Below are 23,624 nucleotides of genomic sequence, written 5' to 3'. Positions count from 1 at the left end.
GTGCGAGGGAGGCCGCGGTGACCGCTCGGATACGTGCCGTCGACGAGGCGTGCGGCATCGCCCAGGCCGCCTCGGTGATGGGCGACTGGTGGAACCTGCTGGTGCTGCGCGAGGTCGCACGCGGCCACCACCGCTTCGACGGGCTCGTCACGGAGCTGTCGGTGTCGCGGCGGGTGCTGACCGAGCGGCTGGCCCACCTCGTCGAGCACGGGGTTCTGGAGCGCACGCCTTACCAGGACCGCCCGACGCGCTACGAGTACCGGCTGACGGCGCGCGGCGAGGCTTTCCTTCCCGTGCTGGTCGGCATGCAGGACTGGGCCGACCGCTGGCTGCTCGGCGACGGCACGCTGACCGCGACCGCGCCGCCCGCGGGCGCCGAGCACGACCGCGTCGCGTCCCTGCTCGGCACCCGGGTGCCCGAGGTGTCGCTGCCGTCCGCCGCCGGACCGGAGCGCGACGTGCTCGGCCAGGGTCCGACCGTGCTGTTCGCCTATCCCGCCACGGGCCGCCCGAACCCGCATCCGGCGGGCTGGGACACGATCGCGGGCACGATCGGCTGCACGCTGGAGAACCGGCTCTTCCGCGACCGTTTGCCGGAGTTCCAGGCAGCCGGGGTCGCGGTGCACGGCGTGAGCACGCAGCGCCCGGAGGAGCAGGCGACGTTCGCGGCCGAGGAAGGAATCCCGTTCCCGCTTCTGTCCGATGTGGACCTGGCCTTGACTGCGGCACTGCGACTGCCGGCGGTGCGGATCGCACAGCAGCAGCGCCTCAAGCGCCTGGTCCTGATCGCCGACGGCGACCGGGTGGTCCGCCACACCATCTTCCCGGTGACGGACATCCCGGCCGCCGTCGACGAGGCCCTCGCCGTCGGTCGCCGGCTTTGACCGGGCGTCAGGACCTTCGGGAGGCGGCGGCGGTTCGCGCCAGGAGCAGCGTGGAGGCCGCGGCGAACGCGGCGGCAACGGCGAAGACGAGGCCCGGCGCGGCGTAGGCGAGCGACCAGGCGAACGCCGCACCGGCCAGCAGCGGAACGGCGGTCTCGGCCACGGCGGCGACCCCGGTCAGTGCGCCGTTGACCGTGCCGCGCTCGTCGGCACCGGTCACGCGGGCGAGCCAGGACTGACCGGCGGCCGCACCCACGGCGCCGAGCACGCCGACGACCTGGAGGACATAGATCGCCGCCGGGCTGGTCGCCAACGCCGTGCCACCCAACGCCACCGCCGCGCACAGGCTGCCGAGGACGGCCGCCCGCGGCTCGCCGAGCCGGCGAACGATCGGGCCGACCGCGCGCGCCTGGAAGGCGGCACCCGCGATCGCGCCCACGGACATCGTGACGCCGACCTGGAACGTGTTCCAGGCGAACTGGTGTGTGACGAAGAAGGCCCAGATCGCCTGGTGGGTCATCCTCGCGACGTCGGCGCAGAACCGGGCGATCATCAGCCGGCCGAGCACGGGGCGGCGCGCCACGGCCGCGATGGCCGCGAACGGGCTGGCGGCGCGCAGGCTCAGTGGGGTCGTACCGTCGCCCGGGCGGGACTCCGGCAGGACCCAGCAGCCGTAGGCGACGTTGGCGAAGGCCAGGCCGGCGGCGGCCCAGAACGGCAGCCGCGGGTCCATCGCGCCGAGCAGCCCGCCGATCACCGGGCCGGCGACGAACCCTAGCCCGAACGCGGACCCGACGAGCGCGAAGGCGTGCGCGCGCCGGTCCGGCGGGGTGACGTCGGCGACGTACGCGTTGACGACCGTCGCGGTGCCGCCGCAGGCGCCGGCGAACGCGTGGCAGACCAGCAGCAACCCGACCGTCGGGGTGAGCGCGTGCCCGACCCAGTCGAGGCCGAGGCAGGCGAGCGCGGTGAGCAGGACGGGCCGGCGGCCGTAGCGGTCGGCGAGCCGGCCCAGCAGCGGCGCGGTGAGGAACTGCGCGAGGCCGAAAGTCGACCCGAGCAGTCCGGACCAGGCGACGGCGTCGGCCGACCGTCCGGTGAGCTCGAGCATGAGAGCCGGCACGATCGGCACGACGATGCCCAGACCGAGCATGTCGACGAACACGGTGACCAGCAGAAACGAGAGGGCAGGTGCCCGGCGCATCGATACTCCCGAGGTGGTGGAGGCAGGGCCCCCACCGACTCGAGGTACGGAGGATCAGATTATCGGTGCCGTCAAACGGTTTTCTCGAAGAGCTCTTTGATGGTGCCGTAGTAGCGCGTCGTGCGGCCGAGGTGGGTCATGCCGAGCCGCCGGCAGACGGCCTGCGAGGCCTGGTTCTCGGGCATGGTCACGGCGACGACCCGCCGCAGACCTCGATCGAAGGCGTCCGCCATGACCACCGAGGCGGCTTCGGTGGCGTAGCCGTGTCCCCACGCGTCCGGATGGAGATGCCACCCGATCTCGACGTCACCGGGGTCTTCTTGGCCGGCCGACAACGGGATCGGCTTGAGCAGGAGATTGCCGACCGGTCGGCCGGCCGCGGCGATCAGCCAGATGCCGTGGATCGGGTCGTCGAACGCACGGCGGCGGGCGATCGAGGCCAACGCCTCTGCGCGGCTGCTCATGACGACCGGGTGTGGACCCAGGAAGCGCACGACCTCCCAGCGCGACTCGAGGTCGAGCAGGAAGTCGGCGTCGTCGTCCTGCCAGGGACGCAGCAGCAGCCGGTCGCTGGTGATGGTGCGCATCAGTCGGCCGGCGTCCAGACCCAGGGCGTCGTGGTGGTGACCGCGCGCAGGCCCAGGCGTTGCAGGATCGGGCGACTGTCGTCCGAGGCGTCGACCATGAGGTAGCGGATGCCGCGGTCGGTGGCGACGCGGGCGCGCCGCGCGACCAGCGCGCGGTAGATGCCCATGCGGCGCCAGGCCGCGAGGGTCGAGCCGCCCCAGAGCCCGGCGAACTCCGTGCCGCGGAAGATCGGCATCCAGGCCGCCGACACCACCTCGCCGCCGGCCTCGGCGACGAAGACGACGATGTCGTCCGGCGTGGCCTCGATGCGGTCGCGCAGGTCGTCGGCCAGCGAGGACAGGTCGATGCCCCACACCTCGGACTCCATCGCCCCGATCCGGCGCAGGTCGGCCGGGTCCGTCGTCTCCCGGATGGACACGCCGTCGGGAGCCTCGCCGGCGCCGGTCAGGTCGGCCGCCAGGCCGACTAGCACGGTCTCCTGGTCCTCCGGCACGAAGCCAGCCAGCCGCAGCCGCTCGACCAGGTCCGGCCGGTCGTGCCCGTAGGTCTTCCACTCGACCGTCTCGCCGCGGTCGCGGACCCGGGCGATCAACGCGTCCAGGTCGGCGACGCTGAGGTCGTCCAGGTCCTGGGCGAAGGCCATCGAGCGGAAGGGCGTCTTCGCCAGCAGGACCGGGCCGTCCCAGACGGCATTCCACGACTTCGGCAGCCGCGCGGCCAGCGTGCCGCGCACCTGCCGGTCATGCTGGATCAGGAGTTCGTCAGTCATCACGCCGCAGCATGCCAACGGCACCCACACCGGGCAACCGGTTTCAGCGGCTCCGGAACTCGTCGTTGAGGCGGCGCTGGAGCGCCACGTCCTGCCACATCGGGTGATGGGGTGCCGCGTTCGAGCAGACCACCGTGCCCCACGCGCCGAGGTCCCGGGCCGTCCGCACGGCGTGCGCGCAGATCTCCGCACCGACCGGCCCCTCCTCGAAGGTGGCGTGCAGCGGCGTATAGCCGACCCAGCCCTCGCCGAACACCAGAGGGATGCCGCGCGCGGCGGCGTGGTCGGCCGCCACCGCCAGCCAGGTGTCCAGCGTCTGCCGCATGGCGTGCCGGTGCTCGGAGTAGCGGTCGTACAGCCAGCGATCCCATTTCGCAGGGTCGCACCAGTCGTGGGTGTAGATCTCGCGGTGCGGCACGATGGTCGCCTCGCTCTTCCACGACGCCGGCGGCCGCCAGTCCTCCAGCTTCGGTGCCCCGTCGCGCAAAAGCTCGACGAACGCCCGCTCTTGCGGAAAGGCTCTGGAGGTGTCGCGCAGCGCGAACTCGTCGTAGAGCTGGCCCAGCACCCCGTACACGTAAGGATGGAAGACCGCGACGTCCATGTTGCGCGGCAGCCCGCGCATCTCGCCCACCGGCACGCGCGAGTAGTTGACCGTCACCGGCACGGACGGGTGCCGCTCCTTGAACCGGTCGATCCCGCGCTCCAGCGAGTCGCGCAGCCCGACGACGCCCTCTCCCGCGTGCAGCCCGCTGTGCTGCACCTCGTTGTGCAGCTCGACGTACGCGATCACCTCGTCCAGGCCGCCCGAGGCGCGCAGGAAGTCGACGAGGTCGGCGTGCGCGTCAGCCAGCGCGACGGTGCGCGAGGCCCGCGGCACCGCCTGCAACGCCCGGTGCCACCCGTCGTCGACGCCGAACGACGGGCTCTGCTGGTACTCCCAGCTCGACACGATGATCCGGCAGTCGTGCGCGGCGGCCTGGCGGAAGAGCTCCAACAGGTGGGCGCGGCCGTCGACCGGTGGCCCTGCGGGCACGTCGTACCACCGGGTCCGTTGCCCGAACTCGCCACCGAGCCCGGCGAACCGCAGCGCCGAGGTGTCGAGGCCCGAACCGAACAGGAGGTACGGCATCGCGCAGACGCGCACGGTGTCGTAGCCCCGCTCCACCGCCTGCGCGAACGCCGCACCCAGGTCCGCGAACGGCTCTCCCGGACCGGTGCGGGTGTACCAGGTGAAGTCCCACAACGAGATGGTCATGGGTCGGCTCATTTGTTCGATCCCATCAGCAGGCCGGAGACGAAGTGGCGCTGGAAGGCGAAGAACACGATGGCGGTGGGGACCGCGGCGATCACCGAGGCGGCGGCGACCACGTTCCAGTTGCTGACGTACCCACCCTGGAGGTTGAGCAGTGCGGCGGTGACCGGCAGCTTGGCCTCGGTGCGCAACACGGTGATCGCCCAGATCAGGTCGTTGAAGATCCAGGTCGTGGCGAGCGCGCCTAGAGCGGCCAGCGACGGCCGGCACAGCGGCATGATGATCCGGGCATAGATCTGCACCGGGCCGGCGCCGTCGATCCGCGCGGCCTCGGTCAGCTCACCCGGGATCGACCGCATGAAGCCGTGCAGCACGAAGGTGTAGAAGCCGAGCCCGAAGCCGACGTGGATCGTGACCAGCGCGAACAGGGTGTCATAGATGCCCAGCGACTCCATCACCCGCGACACCGGGATCAGCAGGATCTGTGGCGGCAGCAGGTTGCCGGCCAGCATCGTGAGCAGGATCGCCCGCCGGCCGGGGATGTCGAAGCGCGCCAGGGCGTACGCCGCCCAGGAGGCGAGCAGCAGGCTGAGGATCACGGCCGGGACGGTCACCTGGACGCTGGTCCACAGCGCCCGGCCCATGGTGCCCCGCCCGAGCGCCTCGCGGAAGCCTTCGAGGCCGAACGAGACCGGCCACGCGGCGGTGCCGTTGGCGGCGATGTCGTCGAAGGACCGGAAGGCCAGGACGACGACGAACACCATCGGCGCCACCCAGAGCAGGGTGAGTGGTGCCATGACGGCGTGGAAGACCCAGCCGCGACGGCGTCTTGGCTTCGCGGGGGGCAGGCTCGTTCTCGCAGCGGCAGCGGGGGTCAGGGTCGCGGTGGACATCAGGCGATCTCCTCCTTGGTGGCCCGGACCAGGTACGTGATGATGAAGATCAGCGCGAGCGCGAAGATCACGACGGCGATCGCCGACGCGTAGCCCAGGTTCAGGAACGTGAAGCCCTGCTGGAACATGTACGTGCTGAGCAGCTCCGAAGAGTGGTACGGGCCGCCCTGGGTCATCGCCCAGACGATGTCGAAGGTGCGCAGCGAGTCGATCACCGTCACCGCGAACACCACCGTGTTGACACCGCGCAGCTGCGGCCAGGTGACGAAGCGGAAGCGTTGCCACGCACCGGCACCGTCCACCGCCGCCGCGTCGTCCAGCGTCGGGTCGGTGCTCTTGAGCCCGGCCAGGTAGAGCACCATCACGTAGCCGACCTGCCGCCAGACCGCCGCGATCAGCACCGCGTAGAGGGCGGTGTCCGGGTCGGCCAGCCACTGCCGCTCGACGCTTTCGAGGCCGATCGCGCCGAGCAGCGTGTTGATGGTGCCGTCCGGCTGGTACTGCACCCGCCAGAACAGGCCGGTCACCGCCAGCGAGAACACCATCGGCAGGTAGATCGCGCTGCGGTAGAGGCCGACACCGCGGCGGGGCCGGTTGAGCGCCACCGCGAGCGCCAGCCCGCCGAGCACCGAGAGCCCGCCGAAGCCGACCGCCCAGATGACGTTGTTCCACAGCGCGCCGCGGAAGATGTCGTCGGCGAACAGGTCCTTGAAGTTGTCGAGCCCGACGGGCTGGGCAGCGCCCAGCCCGTTCCACTCGGTCAACGACAGGTAGAAGCTGTTGACCGCCGGCCAGAACACCATGCCGACCTCGACCGCCGCCGGGATCAGCAGGAAGAGCCAGACCACCTTGGGTACGGCGCGCAGGCCCGCACGCCTGTGCCGTGGTGGTGCCGCCACCGAGGTCACGACCCTAGGACCTTCTTCGCCGACGCCTGCCATTCAGCCAGGATCTTGTTGACGTCACCGGGCTTGTCGAGGAACTTGGTGAGGGCCGTGTCGGCCGTGGTCTGCAGCTCGTCGCTGGAGTCCCGGTTGAAGAACTGGGTGATCGCCTTGCTCTCGTTGAGCAGCTTGATGCCCTTCTGCACCAGCGGCGCGAAGGTGGTCGTGTCGACCGCCTGCGAGGTGGGCAGGTTCGACGACTTGGCGAGCTGGATGAACTGCTGCTGCGCCGGCGCGGACGCGAGGTAGGACAGCAGCTCCTTGGCGCCCGCGGCGTTCTTCGACTTGGCGCTCGCGAAGTAGCCGTCCGTGGGCGCTTCCTCGGCGACCGGCACGCTCGGGTCGATGATCGGCACCCGGAAGAAGTCGAGGTCGTCGACGGCGTCCGACGGCACGCCCGAGGTGATGAACGCGCCGATCAGGTACATGCCGGCCTTCTTGGAGGTCAGCGGGGTGACCGCGTCCTGCCACGAGTACGACCGGCCCTTGGGGTCGATGTACTCGACGAGCTGGCGGTAGTGGTCCATCACGGCCTTGACCTCGGGACCGTCGAAGGAGTGCTTGCCGGCCAGCAGCTCGCGGTGGAACTCGGCGCCGTTGATGCGCAGGTTGAGGTAGTCGAACCAGCCCGAGGCGACCCACGGGGTGGACCCGGTGCCCATGCTGATCGGCGCGACGCCCTTGCTCTTGATCGTCTTGCAGACCTGGATGAACTCGTCCCAGGTCGTCGGGACCTGCACGCCCCACTCCTGGAACGCGGACTTCCGGTAGAAGACGCCCCACCAGTAGTAGTTGGTCGGCACGAAGATCTGCTTGCCGTCCGCAGTGGACAGTTCCTTCAGCGCGGGCGAGAAGTTGGCGCACGCCCCGCTGCCGGTCCACAGGTCGGACACGTCGAGCAGGAAGCCCTTGCTGGCATAGTCACGGGCCACCGACCCGGCGTACCAGGTCAGCACGTCCGGTGGGTTGCCCGAGTTCAGGTAGGTGGGCAGCTGCGCCCGGAACGTCTCGATGGCGATGGTGTTCAGGGTGACCGGGGTCTTGCTGTAGCCCTCGACCACCTTGGTGAGCGCGGCCTTGGGATCAGGATCGGAAAGCGAGGACTGGAGGGTCAGCGTCGAGGAGGCGGCACCGACGCTGTCATCACTCCCGGTAGCGCATGCACCGAGGAGCGAGGCAGCACCGACACCGCCGATCCCGGCGAGGAACCCGCGGCGACTGAAGCGAGCAGAACTCATGCGAAGCCTCCTGTGCTTGTTAAGGCGCCTGGACCTTCGGTCGGCGCACAGCAAAGGGAACGGGGGAGTCGTGTTTCCAAGAGGTTGCATCAACGTGGATGGGCTGTCAACATATCTTCGTAATTAATGAAGACTTCGTGACCGAGGGAGTTTGGCGCATGGCGGGTCGCTTCGCAGGTCGCACCGCGATTGTCACGGGTGCGGCCGGGGGCATCGGTGCGGCCTGCGCGCGCCGGTTGGCAGCCGAGGGCGCCGCCGTGGTGCTCGCCGACGTGCGGCCGGCCGACGAGGTCGCGGCGTCGATCAGCGCCGCCGGCGGACGGGCCAAGGCAGTGCTCGCGGACGCCGCCGACGAAGGCGACTGGGCTCGCGTCGCGACTACCGCGCGTGACGAGTTCGGGCCAGTCGGCGTGCTGGTCAGCAATGCGTACACAGTGGAGGTTCTGCCCGCCGCGCAGACCAGCCTGGAGTCCTGGAACCGGCAGATCGCGGTCACGCTGACCGGCACGTTCCTCGGCGTCAAGGCGCTGCTGCCCGACCTGACCGCGCACGACGGCAGCGTCGTGGTGGTGTCGTCGGTGCACGCGCTGGTCGGCCTGCCCGGACGTCCGGCTTACGCGGCGGCCAAAGGCGGCCTGACGGCCCTGGCCCGGCAGCTCGCCGTGGAGTATGGTCCGGCGCTGCGGGTCAACACCGTCCTACCTGGACCGATCATGACCGCCGCATGGGACTGGGTGTCCGCGGAGGACCGCGCGAGCAGTGTGGCCGAGACGGTGGCCAAGCGGTTCGGCACGCCCGACGAAGTGGCCGCCGCGGTGGCGTTCCTCGCCTCGTCCGAAGCGGCCTACGTGACCGGCGCGAGCCTGGTGGTCGACGGCGGTTGGACCGCCACCAAAGCATCGGCCTAGGGGAGAACATGCAGCAGTACACGGCGCGCGGCGTGCACGGCCAGACGGTGGAGGTGCTCGCACAGCGGATCCTCACCGGCCAGCTCCCCGAGGGCGCGATCCTCGACCTGACCGCGCTGCAGAGCGAGTTCGACGTCAGCCTAACGGTGCTGCGCGAGGCCCTGCGCGTGCTCGCCGCCAAGGGACTGGTCGACGCGCGGCCCAAGCGCGGCACGTTCGTGCGCCCGCGGTCGGCCTGGAGCCTGCTCGACGGCGACGTGCTCCGGTGGCAGTTCGCCCGCTCCCCCGGGCCGGGGCTCTTCGACGACCTGCACGAGCTCCGCAGCATCGTCGAGCCCGGCGCCGCCAGCCTGGCCGCCGCGCGCGCGACCGAGGAGGACATCGCGGCGCTGGACGCCGCGCTGGACGCCATGGCCGCCGCCGGCTCCGACCCGCTCGCCGCGGTCGCCGCCGACCTCGCCTTCCACCGTGCGCTGCTCGCCGCCACCCACAACGAGCTCATCGAGCGCATGGAGGTGGTGATCGAGACGGGTCTGGCCGAGCGCGACCGGATGGTGCACGGCACGGACGGACCCAGCGATCCGGTGCCCAGCCACAAAGCGGTGGTCGACGGGATCCGGCGACACAACCCCGCCCAGGCCGCGCGCGCCATGCGCAAACTGCTCGACCAGGCCATCGAAGACGTGGCCAGGCTGGAGAGGACCCAGCGTGAAGATCGACAAGATTGAGACCTTCCTCGTTCCCCCGCGCTGGCTGTTCGTCCGCGTCGCCACCGACGAAGGTCTGGTCGGCTGGGGGGAGCCGGTGGTCGAGGGGCGCGCCGAGGTGGTCCGCACCGCCGTCGAGGTGCTCTCCGAATATCTGCTGGGCGAGGACCCGTTGCGGATCGAGCAGCACTGGCAGGTGCTCTCCAAGGGCGGCTTCTACCGGGGCGGTCCGGTGCTCTCCAGCGCCGTCGCTGGCCTCGACCAGGCGTTGTGGGACATCGCCGGCCAGGCGTACGGCGCGCCGGTGCACGCCCTGATCGGCGGCGCGGTCCGGGACAGGGCCAGGGTGTACGCGTGGATCGGCGGCGACGACCCGAGCGAGCTCACCGACGCGGTGGCGGCGCACGTCGAGGCCGGGATGACCGCGGTCAAGATGAACGCGAGCGGCCGGCTCTCCCCCGTGCCCACCAGCGCCGAGCTCGACCGGATCGTGCGGCGCCTCGCCGCGGCCCGGGAAGCGATCGGCGACGACCGTGACGTGGCGGTCGACCTGCACGGCCGGGCCACGCTGCCGGCGGCCCGGATGATCCTGCCCGCCATCGAGCCGCTGCGCCCGCTGCTCGTGGAAGAGCCGCTGGTGCCCGAACAGACCCACCTGCTCGGCGACCTGGTCGCCCGCACGACGGTCCCGGTGGCCACCGGCGAACGGATCTACGACCGGGCCGGCTTCCTGCCCGCGCTGGCGGCCGGCGTCGGCGTCGTGCAGCCGGACCTCTCGCACGCCGGGGGCATCTCCGAGGTGCGCCGGATCGCCGCGCTCGCCGAGACCTACGGAGCCCTGTTCGCGCCGCACTGCCCCCTCGGACCGATCGCGCTGGCGGCCAGCCTGCAGGTCGCGTTCGCCACGCCCAACTTCCTGATCCAGGAACAGAGCATGGGCATCCACTACCACCGGGGCGGCGCCGACCTGCTCGACTACGTGGCCGACCCGGAGCCGCTGCGGATCGTGGAGGGGCACATCGCCCGGTGGGACGCGCCCGGCCTCGGCATCACGATCGACGAACAGGCGGTCCGCCAGGCCGACGCGGCCGGACACGCCTGGCGCAACCCGGTCTGGCGGCAGGAAGACGGCTCGTTCGCCGAATGGTGAGCACCCCTCAGCCGACGTGCAGCGCGTAGTCCACGCTCACCGAGAAATCAGCGCTGGTGCCCCGCACGCGGACCTCGTGGACGCCCGCGGACAACGGCGGGATCGTGGCCCAAATGCCGCAACCGGTCGAGTCGACGCGCTCGGTCCCGGTGCCCAGAGCGTTGCCGGCGACGCCGACGAAGCTGATCGGCTCGCCGGTGATCCGCTGGGTCGGCACCGGCTGGCCGTCGAGGTGGACGGCGCCCTGAGCCGCCTCCATGAACGCGCCGCAGTTCGCGGCGTCGTACGAGTTGAGAACCGGCACCACGATCTGCCGGCCGGCCGGTGCGTCACAACGCCGGGTGGCCGAGGTGCCGAACGTGCCGGCCAGGAACCAGACGTCGGCGGGCTGGTTGCGCGAGCAGTCGGTCCGATCATGACGCCGCGTGCCCGTATCCGCGTTACCGTCGAGTTGATGGTCGAGACCCCGCCGGCGAGCCGCACCGCTGTGTTGGTGTGCCAGGGCCGCGCTGCCGCGCACGGGCTGGTGGCGACCGAGCGGTTCAGCGACCCGACCGCGTTGCCGCTGCTGCGCGCCGACGAGCGCGAGGCGGTGGTCTGGGTACGCGACGGCCGCGCGCCCAAGGAATGGCGGACCCGGGTCGCGTACGAGACGGTCAAGGCGATCACCGAGCTGATGGTGCCGCGGACCGTGGCCATCGACGACGCCGTGCGGGCCCGGCCCGGCCAGCAGGTCGTCATCCTCGGCGCGGGGCTGGACGGCCGGGCCTGGCGGATGCCGGAACTGGCCGATGTCGCGGTGTTCGAGGTCGACCAGCCCGCCTCGCAGCAGGACAAGCGGTCGCGCGCGGCCGTGTTGAGCGGCCGGCCACCGACGTACGTGCCGGTCGATTTCCGCACCGACGACCTGAGCCGGGCGCTGGCCGCGGCGGGGCACCTCGGCGACCGGCCGACGACCTGGGTCTGGGAGGGCGTCGTCCCCTACCTCACCCCGGCCGAGGTCGAGGCCACGGTCGGCGCGGTCGCCGCCTGCTCCGCGCGCGGCAGTCGGCTGGTCGTCAACTTCCAGCTTCCCGTGCCGTTCCTCAAACTCGGCTTCCTGCTGGGCCGGGCGCTGTCCCGGTCCGCCGGCCAGACCAGCGTGTTCACCCGCGAGCCCTGGCGGTCGACCTGGACCCCTGCGGCGATGGCGGAACTGCTGGCCCGGCACGGTTTCACCGTCACGGCGGACCTGAACATCCTGGACGTGGCGGAGAGCCTGCCGGTGCCGATCTGGCACCGCCGCTCGCTCGCCCAGAGCCAGGTGCAGGTTGCCGACCGCGACTGAAAACCCAGTGACTGGCTGGATCGACCGCGTTAGTTTCGGTGGCGTGGAACCACTGACCGAGGACGCCATCCGGGGCTCGTTCGTCAACTGCAGCAAGGGCGAGGCGGCCCGGATCAAACTGCCGTCCGGCCCCGTGCCCTGGGACGACCTCGACTTTCTCGGCTGGACCGACCCGGGAGCGCCGTTGCGGGCGTTGCTGGTGGTGCCCGGAGAGACCGGGCCGACCGGCGTCGTGCTGCGCCGGCCCGAGCCCCGCCGCGCGTCGACGCTGTCCCGGTCGAGCATGTGCAAGGTGTGCCTGACCGGGCACGGCGCCTCCGGTGTGGCGTTGTTCGTCGCGCCACTGGCCGGCCCGGCCGGGCGCAACGGCAACACCGTCGGCGAATACCTGTGCTCCGACCTGGCCTGCTCGCTCTACCTCCGCGGCAAGCGGCAGCCGAAGTTGCTGATGGCCCGCTACGAGGAGTCGCTGACCGTCGACGAGCGGATCGAGCGCGCACTGACCAACCTGAACGCCTTCACCGAACGGGTCAAGGCCGGGTGACTCACAGCCGCAGGACCTGGCCGACCCGGGCCGGGATGCGGCCGGCGAGCGCGTCGAGCCACGCGGCGCGCAACGCCTCGGGGCCGTCGCCGACCCGGACGTCGACCAGGCCGCCGAGCGCGTCGACGAACCGGCGCCAGGCGACACCGAACCGGCGCTCGAGCTCGTCGCGGCCCCAGTCGGCACCGCGCTTGCGCATCTGCGTGGGCGCGAAGAAGAACTCACCGGCGGTTCCGGCGTTGGGGATCTGGTAGGTCAGCCCCACCGCCACGTCGCGGACCAGGTGCTCTCCGAGGTGCTCGCGCAGCGCGTGCCGGCTGGCCGGCGCACCGGCGAGGTCGAGGTAGGCGGTCGGGACCGGGGTCAACGTCTCCACCTGCGAGTACGTGAGCACGTCGTCGTAACAGCCGAGCGACTCGGTGTAGGTGACGTTGCCGGGCGACGTGAGCCCGACGATCCGCGGCCCCTGACCCCGAAGCTCGAAGGCGGCCGCGTACGCGGTCTTGCTGGACGCCGAGGAGAGCACGAGCGTGGTGGCGCCGAAGAACTCGTTGTCGGCGAGGTAGTCGGCCAGCATGAACGAGGTGTAGAACAGCGGCCGGAAGAGCACCAGCAGGTCCTCCTCGTCGGCCCGGTAGGCACCGTCACCGGTGGTCACCCGGTAGGCGTTGTAGGGCGACGGCAGCTCGGCCCGGTGCGGGCTGGCGTCCCGGAACCCGCTGGCATCGAGGCGGTCGGGCCGCACGACGAGGTGGGCTGCGGGCGGAAGGTAGCCGTAGACCCGCTGGCCGACGCTGACGCCGTCGACGGTGGAGGCGACGACGTCGGCGAACCCCCAGAGCGGCACGAGCCCCCACCCGGCCTCGATGCCGCGGTGCTCGGGCGGGAAGAACCGCCAGTAGCCGAACGAGTCACCGAGCACGGCATAGGTCACGTTGTTGGCGGTCATCCCGACCCGGTCGACCCGCAACACCGCCTCACCGTCGCCGACCTCGGGCACCGGCCCGTCGACGACGGTGGAGCGAGCCAAGTCCTCACGATCAACAGCGAACGTCCACGAGGGAGCCATCCAGCGACCGTAGAGACCGCGGACCGCTCGCGGCAAGACTCAGTTGGGTGTGAAGACGATGGCCTGGTTGTCCGCCAGGACCGGCTGGTTGAGGGAGTGTTGGACGGCGGCCGTGCCGGTCGGGTTCTCCACTCCCACTGTCGCGCTGTCGCCGCGTTCGCGGGTCTTCGACGCGGCCAGGCTCGTGTAGTTGAAGACGATCGTGCCGTTCTCGCCGAAGATGGCCTCGATCGAGATGCGCGCCGACGCCGAGCCGTACTGGCCGATGTTGTTCCACTCGACGGTGAGCTCGCGGTTCGGGGCCGAGCCGGTGACCTTCGTGCGGATCGTGCTGTCCGACCGCATCACCAGGTCGTCCCAGTACGGGTAGACCGCCGCGTTGGGCAGGGCCGCCGCCGGGATCGCCACGTTCTCCGGTTGCGCCCAGTCCGGCTCGGCGAACGAGACGAAACCGTTGGTCGAGATCCACGCCTGATTCTTCGACTGGCCGTAGAACGGCACCGCGAACGGCAGGTCGATCTGGGCCGTCGCGTCGTCGCCCGTGATCGCGACGTCGGTGCCACCGGTCGCCGGCACGTACGTGCGTGACTCGGTCGTCTTCGTGTAGCCGCCCGACGGTGGCGGCGTCGTGCTGCCGATCGCCAGGTTAGCCGTCGCCGTGCCGCCCGCGGTCACCGTCACCGACTTCGACGCCGACTGACCCGACGCGGTCGCCGTGACCGTGTAGGTCCCCGCCGGCACCGCGCCGAACTGATAGGCGCCGCCGCTCGTGGTGGTGGTCGAGCCGCTGCCCGGTGTGAGGGTGACCGCCGCGCCGACGATCGCGTTGCCCGTGCCCGCGTTGGTCACCACACCACTGACGGTGCCCGTGGTCGGCGCCGGCGGCGGGTCGTCGGAGCCACCGCCGCCCGAGGGCGTGAACGAGATCCGCTTGCCGTTGTCGAGGTTGGGCTGGTTGAACGAGTAGGTCAGCGCCGACGAGCCCGCCGCGTCCTCGATGCCCACCGTCGCCGAGTTGCCGTCCTCGCGCGCGCTGCTGAGGTCGGTGTAGTTGAAGTCGATCCGGCCCGACTCGTGCAGCACCGCGCTGACCGACAGCCGCGCCGAGTTGGAGCCGTAGTGCCCGACGTTGTGCCACTCGACCACGAAGCGCCGGTCGGGCGCGGAGCCGAAGGTCTCGGTGCGGATGGACGAGTCGGAACGCAGCACCAGGTCGTCCCAGAACGGGTAGATGGCGGCATTCGGCGCGCTGCCGTTGGGCAGGGCGCTGTTGACCGCGATCAGCCCGGTCTGGCCCGGGTCGGCGAACGACAGGAACCCGTTGCTGGTCACCCACATGCTGTTCTGCGGTGTGCCGTAGAACGGGAACGCGAACGGCAGCGACACCTGCTGCTTCACGTCGTCACCGGCGAGCGGCAGCGTCGTCGCGTCGGCGGCCACGAACGGCTGCCCGGTGGCGTCGCTCATCTCGTATCCGTCGCCGCCCTGCTGCGTCGACTCGAACGTCGCGCCGTAGGTCGTCGCCGTGCTCGGCGCCGTGATCACGTGCGTCGCCGCACCGCCGTCGGACCAGCTGGAGAAGGCGTAGCCGGACTGCGGCGTCGGCGCGCTCACCGAGTTGGTCGAGCCGGCCAGCACCGTCCGCGTCGCGGGCGTCGTCACGAGCACGCCGTTGACGCTGAGCTGCAGACCCGGCGGGTTGCTGGTGAACGTCAGGTCGACGCTGCGCGGGTCGAGCCGGCGGGTGGCCGTGTGGGTGAGCCCGCCGCTGTCGGTGGCGGTCAGCTTGAGCTCCAGATAGGACGGATACTCGTGGTCGGGCGCGTTGAACGTCCCGGACGAGACCCCATCCCACTCCTGCACGTTGTGCGTGTGGCAGTTGTCGGGCGCGTAGCAGTGCTGCATCAGCAGTTGCCAGTGCAGCGCCGAGGCCGGCAGGGTGCCCTGCTGCGGGTCGGTGGCGTGCCCGCTGAACGAGACCGGGTCGCCCACCTTGAAGCTCGGGTTCGTGGCCGGGGTGTCGATCACCGCGGTCGGCGCGCCGGTGCCGACCAGGATCTGCACGGTCTGCTCCGCCGAGAGACCGCCGAGGTCGCTGACCCGCAGCCGGGCGGTGTAGGTGCCGGTGCTCCCGTACGTGTAGGAGGCCGTCGCCCCCGCCGCGTCCCACGAGCCGTTGTCGGTGAAGTCCCACTGGTAGGAGAGCACCTCGCCGGCGTCGGGATCCGTCGAGCCGGACGCGTCGAAGCTGACCGTGAGCGGGGCGTTGCCGGCGGTCGGCGTCGCGGTCACCGCCGCGGTCGGGGGCTGGTTGCCGGTGTTGTAGTTGAACCGCCGGATCGTACCGCCGCTGTGGTCGACGTAGTAGAGCCGCTTGTCGGGGCCGATCTGCAGGTCGACCGGGGTCGCCGCGGTCGACGTGAACGGCACGATGTGGTCGCGGTCGGGCACTCCGCCGGCGCCGGGCAGCATGGCCCAGATGCACTGCCGCGCGTAGTCACCCCAGAACAGCGCGCCGCGGTACGTCGCCGGGTAGTTGCCGCCGCTGGTCGGGTAGAACGCCAGCGCGCTGGGCGACGAGCCACCGGTCGGGCAACCGTCGCCGGACACCACCGCGGCCGCGTGGTTGTAGGTGTACTGCGGCTGCACCACGGCGTTCGCGCCCTGCGCGTAGAGGCTCTCGCAGAGCGAGAGGTTGGGCGAGTCGTAGCCGTTCTGCCGGCCGTCACCCTCGTAGCAGGGCCAGCCGAAGTTCTCGACCGGGCCGTTGAGGGGGTCGGGCAGCCGGTCGATCTCCTCCCAGAGCCGCCAGCCCACGTCGCCGAACCACACCTCGTCGGTGCCCGGACGGAACGCCCAGCGGTACGGGTTGCGCAGGCCGTACGCCAGGATCCGGCGGGTGTTGGGGTCGGCGCTGCCGGCCATCGGGTTGTCGGGCAGCGCGGCGCCGGTGTCCGGGTCGACCCGGATGAACGTGCCGGACAGGCCCGTCGGGTCGCCGGGGGTGCGCACGTCCTGCGAGCGCAGCGCGCCACCCTCGGCGGTCGGCGGGGTCATCGTGCCGCCGACCGGGGCACCCGGGTCGCCGCACGGGTTGGTGACCGCGCCCCGCTGGCCGTAGTCGGGGAAGGACGGAGACGCACCGTCGCCGCCACTGACGTAGAGCGCGCCGTCCGGGCCGAAGCCGACGTTGCCGACGGCGTGCGTCTCGTAGACGTGGCACCAGTCGTGCAGCAGGACCTGCTCGCTGCCGGTCATCACGTTGCCGGCGATCCGCAGCCGGGACACCCGGTTGCTGACCACGCAGTCACCCAGCACCGCGCACTGGTCGTTGTAGGTCGGCGCGCTGCCACCGATCGGGCCGTCGTAGGTGTAGCTCACGTAGACCCAGGGCGTGGCCGGGAAGTCCGGCGGCACGGCCAGGCCGAGCAGACCCAGGTCGCCATAGGTGAAGACCTCGGCGCTCAGGTCGGCGAAGATCGTCGGCGTCGGGTCGGAGAGGCTGTCGTAGATCTTGATGACGCCGTTCTTCTGCGCGATCAGGATCCGGCCGTCGGGGGCGAAGACCAGCTTCGTGGGGCTGCTCAGGCCGGTCATCACCACCTGCTCGGTGAAACCGGTCGGTGGCGGGCCGGCGGCGGCCGGCGCGGCCAGCCCGGCCACCGTAAGGGGCGCACCCAGGACCAACGCCAGCAGGCCGGCGAAAAACCGGCGCACGCTCAACGACACGCTGTGCTCCATCCCGCGATGCGGATGACGACGACATCACATGGTCACGTGTGGCGCGACATCCGATCGTCAGCTTCCTGATTGGTCCCGTTAACCGGACGGGCGATTTTGGCCGCCCGTCCGGCAGGGACCCGCTCAGTTCGGCGTGAAGACGATCGCCTCGCCGTTGTTCAGCACGCCCTGGTTGACGGAGTGCTGCACCGCGTCGGCTCCCGCCGCGTCCTCGATGCCGACCGTGGCGGAGTCGCCGCGCTCCCGCGTGGACGTCGCCAGGTCGGCGTAGTTGAAGGCGATCTCGCCGGACTCGGAGAGCACCACCTGTGCCGAGATCCGCGCCGACGATGAGCCGTACATCCCGGTGTTGAACCAGTCGACGACGAACTGCCGGTTGGGCGCGGACCCGACCACCTTCGTGCGGATGACGCTGCCGGACCGCTGCACGAGGTCGTCCCAGTACGGGTAGAGGGCCGCGTTCGGCAGTGCGGCCGTCGGTAGCGCGGTGTTCTCCGGCGTCGCACCGCCCGGGTTCACGAACGACAGCACGCCGTTGGTCGACACCCACGCGGTCGTCTGCTGCTGGCCGTAGAACTCGAAGCCGAACGGCAGCGTGACCTGACCGACCGCGTCGTCGCCGGTGATCGGCAGCACCGTGCCGTCAGCCGTCGACACGTACGGTCGTGCCTGCGTGGTCTTGGTGTAGTCGCCGGAGCCCGGTGGCGGCCCGGTCAGCGTCAGGTTGACGGTGTGCGCCCCGCCCGCCGTCACGGTCACCGGCGACGAGCCGGTGAAACCGCCCGGCGCCGTGCCGGAAACCGTGTAGGCGCCCGGCGGCACCGCGGTGAACTGGTAGGAGCCGTTGGCCGCACTGGTCGCCGTGCGCCCGGACGGCGACAGCGTCAGCGTGGCACCGGACAGCGGGCTCCCGTTGGCGCTGACCACCCCGGAGATGGTGCCGGTGGTCGGCGGCGGCGTGCCACCGGGCGGCGAGAACGTCACCGTGGTGCCATCGCGCAGGACCGGCTGGTCCACCGAGTACGCGAGCCCTACGGTGCCCGAACCGTCCTCGATGCCGACAGTGGCGGAGTTGCCCTCCTCGCGGTCGGCGGTGGACAGGTCGGCGTAGTGGTACGTGATGCTGCCGTCCTCACCGAACACCGCGGAGAACCGGATGCGCCCGGAGTTGGAGCCGTAGTAACCGCTGTTGCGCCATTCCACGGTGAACTTCCGGTCGGGGGCGGTGCCGCTCACCCCGGTGCGCACCGTCGAGTCGGCCCGCTGCACCAGGTCGTCCCAGAACGGATAGACCGCGGCGTTGGGCGCACTGCCGTTGGGCAGGGCACCGTTGACCGCGACCAGCCCGGCCTGGCCCGGGTCGGCGAACGAGACGAAGCCGTTGGTCGACACCCACGCGCTGCCGTACTCCTGGCCGTACAACCGGAACGGGAACGGCAGCGAGACCGGGGTGACCGCGTCGTCACCGGTCAGCGGCAGCACCGCACCGTCGGCCGCGGCGAACGGCTGGCCGGTCCGGGTGGTGCAGACGTAGCCGAAGCTGTCGGCGCAGCCGGCCGCACTGGTGAAGGTGGCGGTGTAGGTGGCGGCCGCCGTCGGCGCGGTGATGACGTGGCTGTTGGCACCGCCGTCGGACCAACTCGCGAACGTGTTGACCGAGCCATCTTGACTCTGCGGCGACGGAGCGCTGACCGTGTTGGTCGAGCCCTGGATGACCGTGCGGGTGAACGGGGTCGTGCCGGTGAACGCGCCGACGTTGAGCGACAGGCCCGCGGGGTTGGTGCGGAACGTCAGGTCGACGGTCTTCGGGTCGAGCCTGCGGGACACCGTGTGGCTCAGCCCGTCGGCGTCGGTCGCCGTCAGTTCCAGTTCCAAATAGGACGGATACTCGTGGTCGGGAGCGACGAACGTAGCGCCCGCGGCGCCGGCCCACTGCTGCACCTCGTGCACGTGGCAGTTGCCGACGCTCTCGCAGTGGTGCATCCGCAGCCGCCACGACAGCGCGGACGCCGGCAGGGTGCCCTGCTCGGCGTCGCTCGCGTGCCCGGTGAAGGCGATCTGGTCGCCCACCTTCCAGGTCGTCGAGGCGGCCGGGGTGTCGATCGTGGCGACGGGCGCGGTGCGGCCGGGTTGGATGGTCACCAGGTGCGTGTCGCTGGCGCCGAGCGTGTCGGTCACCGTGAGCTTGGCCGTGTAGCTGCCCGCGGCCGGATAGGTGAAGCTGGTCGTCACCCCGGTCGCGTCGGTCGAGCCGTTGTTGGTGAAGTCCCAGGCGTACGTCAGCCGGCCCTGGTCGGCCGGGTCGGCGTCGGTCGAGGCGCTGGCGTCGAAGTCGAGCCGCAGCGGCTGGCCCGCCACCGGGGTGGCGCTGAACGCGGCCGCCGGCGGCTGGTTGCCCGGGAAGTAGCGGATCCGCCGGACCGTCCCGCCCAGGTCGACGTAGTAGAGCTCGTTGCCCGGACCGATCGCCAGGTCCACCGGGCCGGCCGCGGCCTGCCCGAAGGCCTCGATCGCGGCCGTGGAGGGCAGCCCGCCCGGGGTGGTCGGCTTCATCGCCCAGATGCAGTTGCGCGAATAGTCGGCGAAGAACAGGCCGCCCGCGTACGCCGCCGGGTAGTTGCCGCCGCTGGTCGGGTAGAACGCCAGGCCGCTGGTCGCGTCGCCGCCGTTGCCGCAGTTCTCCCCCGGGACGACCGCGCCGGTGTGGTTGTACGTGTAGTAGGGCTGGGCGTGGCCCCCCGCGGTGTAGAGCGACTCGCACAGGTTGAGGTTGGCGCCGTCGTACGAGCCCATCACGCCCATGCCCTCGTAGCAGGGCCAGCCGAAGTTGGTGACGCCCGCCGTCGGGTTGGTCACCCGGTTGATCTCTTCCCACACGTTCCAGCCCACGTCGCCCGCCCACACCTCGTTTGTGCCGGGACGGATGGTCATCCGGAACGGGTTGCGCAGGCCGTGCGCGACGATGCGGCGGGCGTTGCCGTCGGCCGAGCCGGACAGCGGGTTGCCGGCCGCCGCGGCGCCGGTGACCGGGTTGAGCCGCAGCACCGAGCCGTCGAGGCTGGTCGGGTCGCCGGTCGAGCGGACGTCCTGCGAGCGCAGCGCGCCTCCCTCGGCGGTCGGCGGGTTCATCACGCCACCGACCGCGGAGGGCGGGTCGGCGCAGGGGTTGCGGGGGTTGCCGAGCTGGCCGTAGTCGGTGGCGCTGAAGCTGGCGCCGTCGCCGCCGCTGACGTAGAGCATGCCGTCGGCGCCGAACTTGAGGTCGCCGATCGAGTGGCTGGGGAACTGCTGGCACCAGTCGGTGATGAGCACCTGCTCGCTGCCGGTCATCACATTGCCGGCGGCCTGCAGCCGGGATAGCCGGCCCTGCACGACGCACTGGCCGTTGTTGGCGTCGCCACAGTTGTCGTTCCAGTACGGCGCGGTCTGACCGGGTGGCGCGTCATAGGTGTAAAGCACGTATACGTAGGGGTTCGCCGGGAAGTCCGGCGGCAGCGCGAGGCCGAGCAGGCCGCGGTCCCAGACGTTGAACACGTTGGTCGACAGGTCGGCGAACACCGTCGGCGTCGGGTCGGCGAGGTTGTCGTAGACCTTGACCCGGCCGCCCTTCTCGGCGACGAAGACGCGGCCGTCGGGCGCGAACTCGAGGTTGGTGGGCTGGTTCAACCCGCTGAAGACGATCTGTTCCTGGAACCCGGTCGGCAGCGTGGTCGCCGCCGCCGGCTGCACCTCGGCGAGCGCGACGAGCCCGCCGGCGACCAGCGCCGCGGCCAGCATCGTCCGCAGCGGACGTCGTGGGCGCGTCATCCGCGCCACCTCCCCCAAGATTTACCTGCACGCATACGTGGCGGACACGGTAGCGATCAGATCAAGGGGAAGCGATGTCTGATTCGCGACGGGCCATTGCCCCCAAATCCGACGCACCCGCCGAATCCGGTGCCACAGCAGGGATTTGGCCGGCCGACCCGCCACCAAGTAAGGTCCGGTAATCCGACGAGCAATAGACCGATCGGCCATCGACATGTAGTGAAGTCGACACCAGATCGGCCGTCGGTCACCCTTGCCACGCATGGTTCCGATAGAGCATCGTCGCCTGTGTTAAGTCTCCCTTAAGGGAGGGCACAGCACTGTCCACAGTGATCAGAGGTGGAGATGACCAAAACGCGGGGGCATGTGGTCATCGTCGTGGTGAACCTGCCGGTCGAACGAGACCGACGGGTGATCCGTGAGTGCTTGGCGCTGGAAGAGGCCGGCTACCAGGTCACGGTGATCTGCCCGCGGGGTTCCGCCGGCCTGACCGTGCTGCCGGGCAGCCGGGCGACCGCCATCCGGTCGTTCCGCCAGCCGCTCGCGGGCGCCGGAGTGCTGTCGTTCGCCTTCGAGTTCGCCTGGGCCCTGCTCGCGGTGACCGCGCGGCTACTCGGCCTCATGGTCCGCACCCGGGTCGACGCCGTGCAGGCGTGCAACCCGCCGGACGTCTTCTGGGTCCTGGCGCTGCTGATGCGCGCGCTGGGCCGGCCGTTCGTCTTCGACCACCACGACCTGAGCCCCGAGCTCTACGAGTGCAAGACGGACACCCCGAACCCGACGGTGCTTGCCGTCCTGCGGTGGTTCGAGCGGATGTCCTGGCGCCGGGCGACCGCCGTGGTCTCGACCAACGAGTCGTACCGCGATCTGGCGATCAACCGCGGCGGCCTCGACCCCGACAAGGTGGTCGTGGTCCGCAACGGCCCGGCCATCGCCGAGGTGGCCTACACCGAAGAGCCCGCGCCGGCCGGCCGGCAGACGGTTGTCTACCTCGGCGTCATCAACCCGCAGGACCACGTCGAGGCGGCCGTGCTCGCCGCCGAGCAGCTCGTCGGCCTGCGCGGCGACAGCGACTGGAAACTGGTGGTCGCCGGTGACGGCGAGTGCCTGCCCGGCCTGCGCGAGCTGGCCGCCGCCCGCAAGCTCGACGACGTGGTCGAGTTCCGTGGCTGGCTCGAGGCGGACGAGGTCGACGCCCTGCTCAACTCCGCCACCGTCGCGATCCAGCCCGACCCGCCGACGAAGATGGCCGAGCTGTCGACCATGGCGAAGACGGTGGAATACGTCGCCCGTGGTCTCCCGGTGGTCGCCGTCGACCTGCTGGAGACGCGGCGCACGGCGGAGGGCGCGGCGCTCTACGTGCCGACCGGCGCGCCCGACGAGCTCGCCAAGGCGCTCGACCTGTTGCTGAGCGACAGCGCCGCGCGCGCCACGATGAGCCGGATCGCCCGCGATCGGTTCGTCGGCCAGCTCGCCTGGGACCACCAGGCCAAGTCGTACATCCGACTATGGGATCGGTTGCTGCGCCAGACGCGAAAAGGTTACAAATCAGATTCACCGGTGGGGGGAGGCAACCGACCGGTGAGCCCGCGTGATACCAACCAGTCGGTCTCCTGACGACCTGACGCCCCTTTCCGCCGCATTCGATCAAAGGGCCTTTCCATGGACCTCCTTGACCTCCTCAAGCTCGTTATCCGGCGGTGGTACGTCGCGGTTCCGATCGTCATCGTGACGCTTGCCGCGGCAGTCGCGCTCGGCAGCGCGATCCAGCCTGAATACAACACGACGGCGACCGTGATCCTGGTTCCTCCGACGACGTCGGCGGCGACGCCGGCCAACGGCGCGACGCCGGCCCCGGGCAACCCCTGGCTGCGCATCGGTGAGACCCAGATGGCGCAGGCGGTGCAGATCGCCGTGTCGTCCGGAGATGCCCGGCAGAAGGTCGTCGCGGCGGGGGGCGACGCCGCCTACGAGATCACCCTGGTCACCCGCAGCTCGATCATGACCGTCGAGATCTCCAGCGAGACCAGCGCCAAGGCGCTCGCCACGGTCGAGGCCGTCACCAAGCTGATCAGCGAAGAGGTCGTCGGGCAGCAGGCGAAATACAAGCCGAAGGCCGGCGAGGAGATCAGCACCCAGGTGCTCGACCCCGGCCTCAACGTGACCCCGTCGCGGTCCAACGTGCTCCGGGCGCAGATCGTCGTGCTCGCCATCGGCCTGCTGCTGATGGCCGCCGCGGTGGTCGCCTACGACGCGATCGCCCGGCGCAAGCTCACCAAGCAGGTCAACGCCCGGGCCGGCCTGCGGGCCAACGCGACCGCCGGTTCCGCCTCGGTCGAGCAGCGCCGCCCGCAGCCGCCGCTGGCCAAGCCTGTCGGCCCGGTCAACAAACAGGTCGGCGAGCGCGAGCCCGCCGACGACGAGCCCGTCGACGCCACCCAGGTCATCCGGATCAACAGCACGCCGGTCACCGCCAACGGGCACTCCACGCAGCCCCAGCAGGTCTCGGCCGACTACGTGCGGACGCCCGACACCGACGACACCATCCTGCTCACCGCCGTGCGGACGCCCAGGCCTGACAACGACGACCAGTAAT

General features: G+C 71.0%; 19 protein-coding genes. 8 read left to right on the top strand and 11 right to left on the bottom strand.

Annotation, left to right across the window (positions count from 1 at the left end):
* The first annotated feature begins 17 nt into the window (after window positions 1–17).
* A complete protein-coding gene (locus tag AB0J88_RS05735; RefSeq protein WP_364352857.1) occupies window positions 18–884 on the top strand; it encodes a winged helix-turn-helix transcriptional regulator in 867 nt (288 codons plus the stop codon).
* Window positions 885–891: 7 nt separating this feature from the next.
* On the opposite strand, the gene AB0J88_RS05730 is transcribed toward AB0J88_RS05735, so the two are convergent.
* The 7 genes from AB0J88_RS05730 to AB0J88_RS05700 all read right to left on the bottom strand — a co-directional run bounded on the left by AB0J88_RS05730 (window position 892) and on the right by AB0J88_RS05700 (window position 7,775).
* Window positions 892–2,088 carry an MFS transporter gene (locus AB0J88_RS05730; RefSeq protein WP_364352854.1) on the bottom strand — a complete coding sequence of 399 codons (1,197 nt, stop codon included), beginning with the start codon at window positions 2,086–2,088 and terminating at the stop codon, window positions 892–894.
* Window positions 2,089–2,159: 71 nt separating this feature from the next.
* Window positions 2,160–2,675 (bottom strand): GNAT family N-acetyltransferase, encoded by a 516-nt coding sequence (locus AB0J88_RS05725; RefSeq protein WP_364352851.1) that lies wholly within the window; start codon window positions 2,673–2,675, stop codon window positions 2,160–2,162.
* The gene (locus AB0J88_RS05720; RefSeq protein ID WP_364352848.1) at window positions 2,675–3,445 is read right to left on the bottom strand and encodes a GNAT family N-acetyltransferase; all 771 of its coding nucleotides are present in this window, start codon (window positions 3,443–3,445) and stop codon (window positions 2,675–2,677) included. The genes AB0J88_RS05725 and AB0J88_RS05720 overlap by 1 nt, the downstream gene beginning before the upstream one ends.
* Window positions 3,446–3,488: 43 nt before the next feature.
* Window positions 3,489–4,703: a cellulase-like family protein gene (locus AB0J88_RS05715; protein ID WP_364352845.1), complete on the bottom strand. Its 1,215-nt coding sequence runs from the start codon at window positions 4,701–4,703 to the stop codon at window positions 3,489–3,491.
* A gap of 8 nt (window positions 4,704–4,711) precedes the next feature.
* Window positions 4,712–5,497, bottom strand: a complete 786-nt coding sequence (locus AB0J88_RS05710; protein WP_364352842.1) for a carbohydrate ABC transporter permease — start codon at window positions 5,495–5,497, stop codon at window positions 4,712–4,714.
* A gap of 95 nt (window positions 5,498–5,592) precedes the next feature.
* Window positions 5,593–6,501 (bottom strand): sugar ABC transporter permease, encoded by a 909-nt coding sequence (locus tag AB0J88_RS05705; RefSeq protein ID WP_364352839.1) that lies wholly within the window; start codon window positions 6,499–6,501, stop codon window positions 5,593–5,595.
* The gene (locus AB0J88_RS05700; protein ID WP_364352836.1) at window positions 6,498–7,775 is read right to left on the bottom strand and encodes an ABC transporter substrate-binding protein; all 1,278 of its coding nucleotides are present in this window, start codon (window positions 7,773–7,775) and stop codon (window positions 6,498–6,500) included. Before AB0J88_RS05700 ends, AB0J88_RS05705 begins: the two co-directional genes overlap by 4 nt.
* Before the next feature lie 158 nt (window positions 7,776–7,933).
* On the opposite strand from AB0J88_RS05700, the gene AB0J88_RS05695 reads away from it, so the two are divergent.
* From AB0J88_RS05695 to dgoD, 3 genes are read left to right on the top strand one after another with little or no spacing between them, the layout of a single operon-like run.
* Complete coding sequence (locus AB0J88_RS05695; protein WP_364352833.1) at window positions 7,934–8,683, top strand: SDR family oxidoreductase; 750 nt, start codon at window positions 7,934–7,936, stop codon at window positions 8,681–8,683.
* 8 nt (window positions 8,684–8,691) lie between these two features.
* Window positions 8,692–9,411, top strand: a complete 720-nt coding sequence (locus tag AB0J88_RS05690; protein ID WP_364352830.1) for an FCD domain-containing protein — start codon at window positions 8,692–8,694, stop codon at window positions 9,409–9,411.
* Window positions 9,392–10,540, top strand: coding sequence for a galactonate dehydratase (gene dgoD, locus AB0J88_RS05685; protein WP_364352827.1), 1,149 nt, complete (start codon window positions 9,392–9,394; stop codon window positions 10,538–10,540). The genes AB0J88_RS05690 and dgoD overlap by 20 nt, the downstream gene beginning before the upstream one ends.
* 7 nt (window positions 10,541–10,547) lie before the next feature.
* Here the strand turns inward: dgoD and AB0J88_RS05680 are convergent, their stop codons facing one another.
* Window positions 10,548–10,844, bottom strand: a complete 297-nt coding sequence (locus AB0J88_RS05680; protein WP_364352824.1) for a hypothetical protein — start codon at window positions 10,842–10,844, stop codon at window positions 10,548–10,550.
* Window positions 10,845–10,994: 150 nt separating this feature from the next.
* On the opposite strand from AB0J88_RS05680, the gene AB0J88_RS05675 reads away from it, so the two are divergent.
* Window positions 10,995–11,867, top strand: a complete 873-nt coding sequence (locus AB0J88_RS05675) for a class I SAM-dependent methyltransferase (RefSeq protein WP_364352822.1) — start codon at window positions 10,995–10,997, stop codon at window positions 11,865–11,867.
* A gap of 43 nt (window positions 11,868–11,910) precedes the next feature.
* Complete coding sequence (locus AB0J88_RS05670; RefSeq protein ID WP_364352819.1) at window positions 11,911–12,411, top strand: FBP domain-containing protein; 501 nt, start codon at window positions 11,911–11,913, stop codon at window positions 12,409–12,411.
* Window position 12,412: 1 nt separating this feature from the next.
* On the opposite strand, the gene AB0J88_RS05665 is transcribed toward AB0J88_RS05670, so the two are convergent.
* From AB0J88_RS05665 to AB0J88_RS05655, 3 genes are all read right to left on the bottom strand, one after another.
* On the bottom strand, window positions 12,413–13,441 hold the full coding sequence (locus AB0J88_RS05665) for a DUF2855 family protein (RefSeq protein WP_364352816.1): 1,029 nt from the start codon (window positions 13,439–13,441) through the stop codon (window positions 12,413–12,415).
* A gap of 78 nt (window positions 13,442–13,519) precedes the next feature.
* A complete protein-coding gene (locus AB0J88_RS05660; protein ID WP_364352813.1) occupies window positions 13,520–17,209 on the bottom strand; it encodes a PQQ-dependent sugar dehydrogenase in 3,690 nt (1,229 codons plus the stop codon).
* 135 nt (window positions 17,210–17,344) lie between these two features.
* Window positions 17,345–21,028, bottom strand: a complete 3,684-nt coding sequence (locus AB0J88_RS05655) for a PQQ-dependent sugar dehydrogenase (protein ID WP_364352810.1) — start codon at window positions 21,026–21,028, stop codon at window positions 17,345–17,347.
* A gap of 345 nt (window positions 21,029–21,373) precedes the next feature.
* Here AB0J88_RS05655 and AB0J88_RS05650 point away from each other — a divergent pair, with 345 nt between their 5' ends.
* Both AB0J88_RS05650 and AB0J88_RS05645 read left to right on the top strand, forming a co-directional pair.
* Window positions 21,374–22,645, top strand: coding sequence for a glycosyltransferase family 4 protein (locus tag AB0J88_RS05650; RefSeq protein ID WP_364352807.1), 1,272 nt, complete (start codon window positions 21,374–21,376; stop codon window positions 22,643–22,645).
* 45 nt (window positions 22,646–22,690) lie between these two features.
* Window positions 22,691–23,623, top strand: coding sequence for a Wzz/FepE/Etk N-terminal domain-containing protein (locus tag AB0J88_RS05645; protein WP_364352804.1), 933 nt, complete (start codon window positions 22,691–22,693; stop codon window positions 23,621–23,623).
* Window position 23,624 lies beyond the last annotated feature (1 nt).

It is taken from the genome of Asanoa sp. NPDC049475 (assembly GCF_040676915.1).
In the GTDB taxonomy this organism is placed as follows: domain Bacteria; phylum Actinomycetota; class Actinomycetes; order Mycobacteriales; family Micromonosporaceae; genus Asanoa.
Note: the sequence above shows the minus strand (reverse complement) of the source record. Positions and strands in the feature narration are given on the sequence as shown.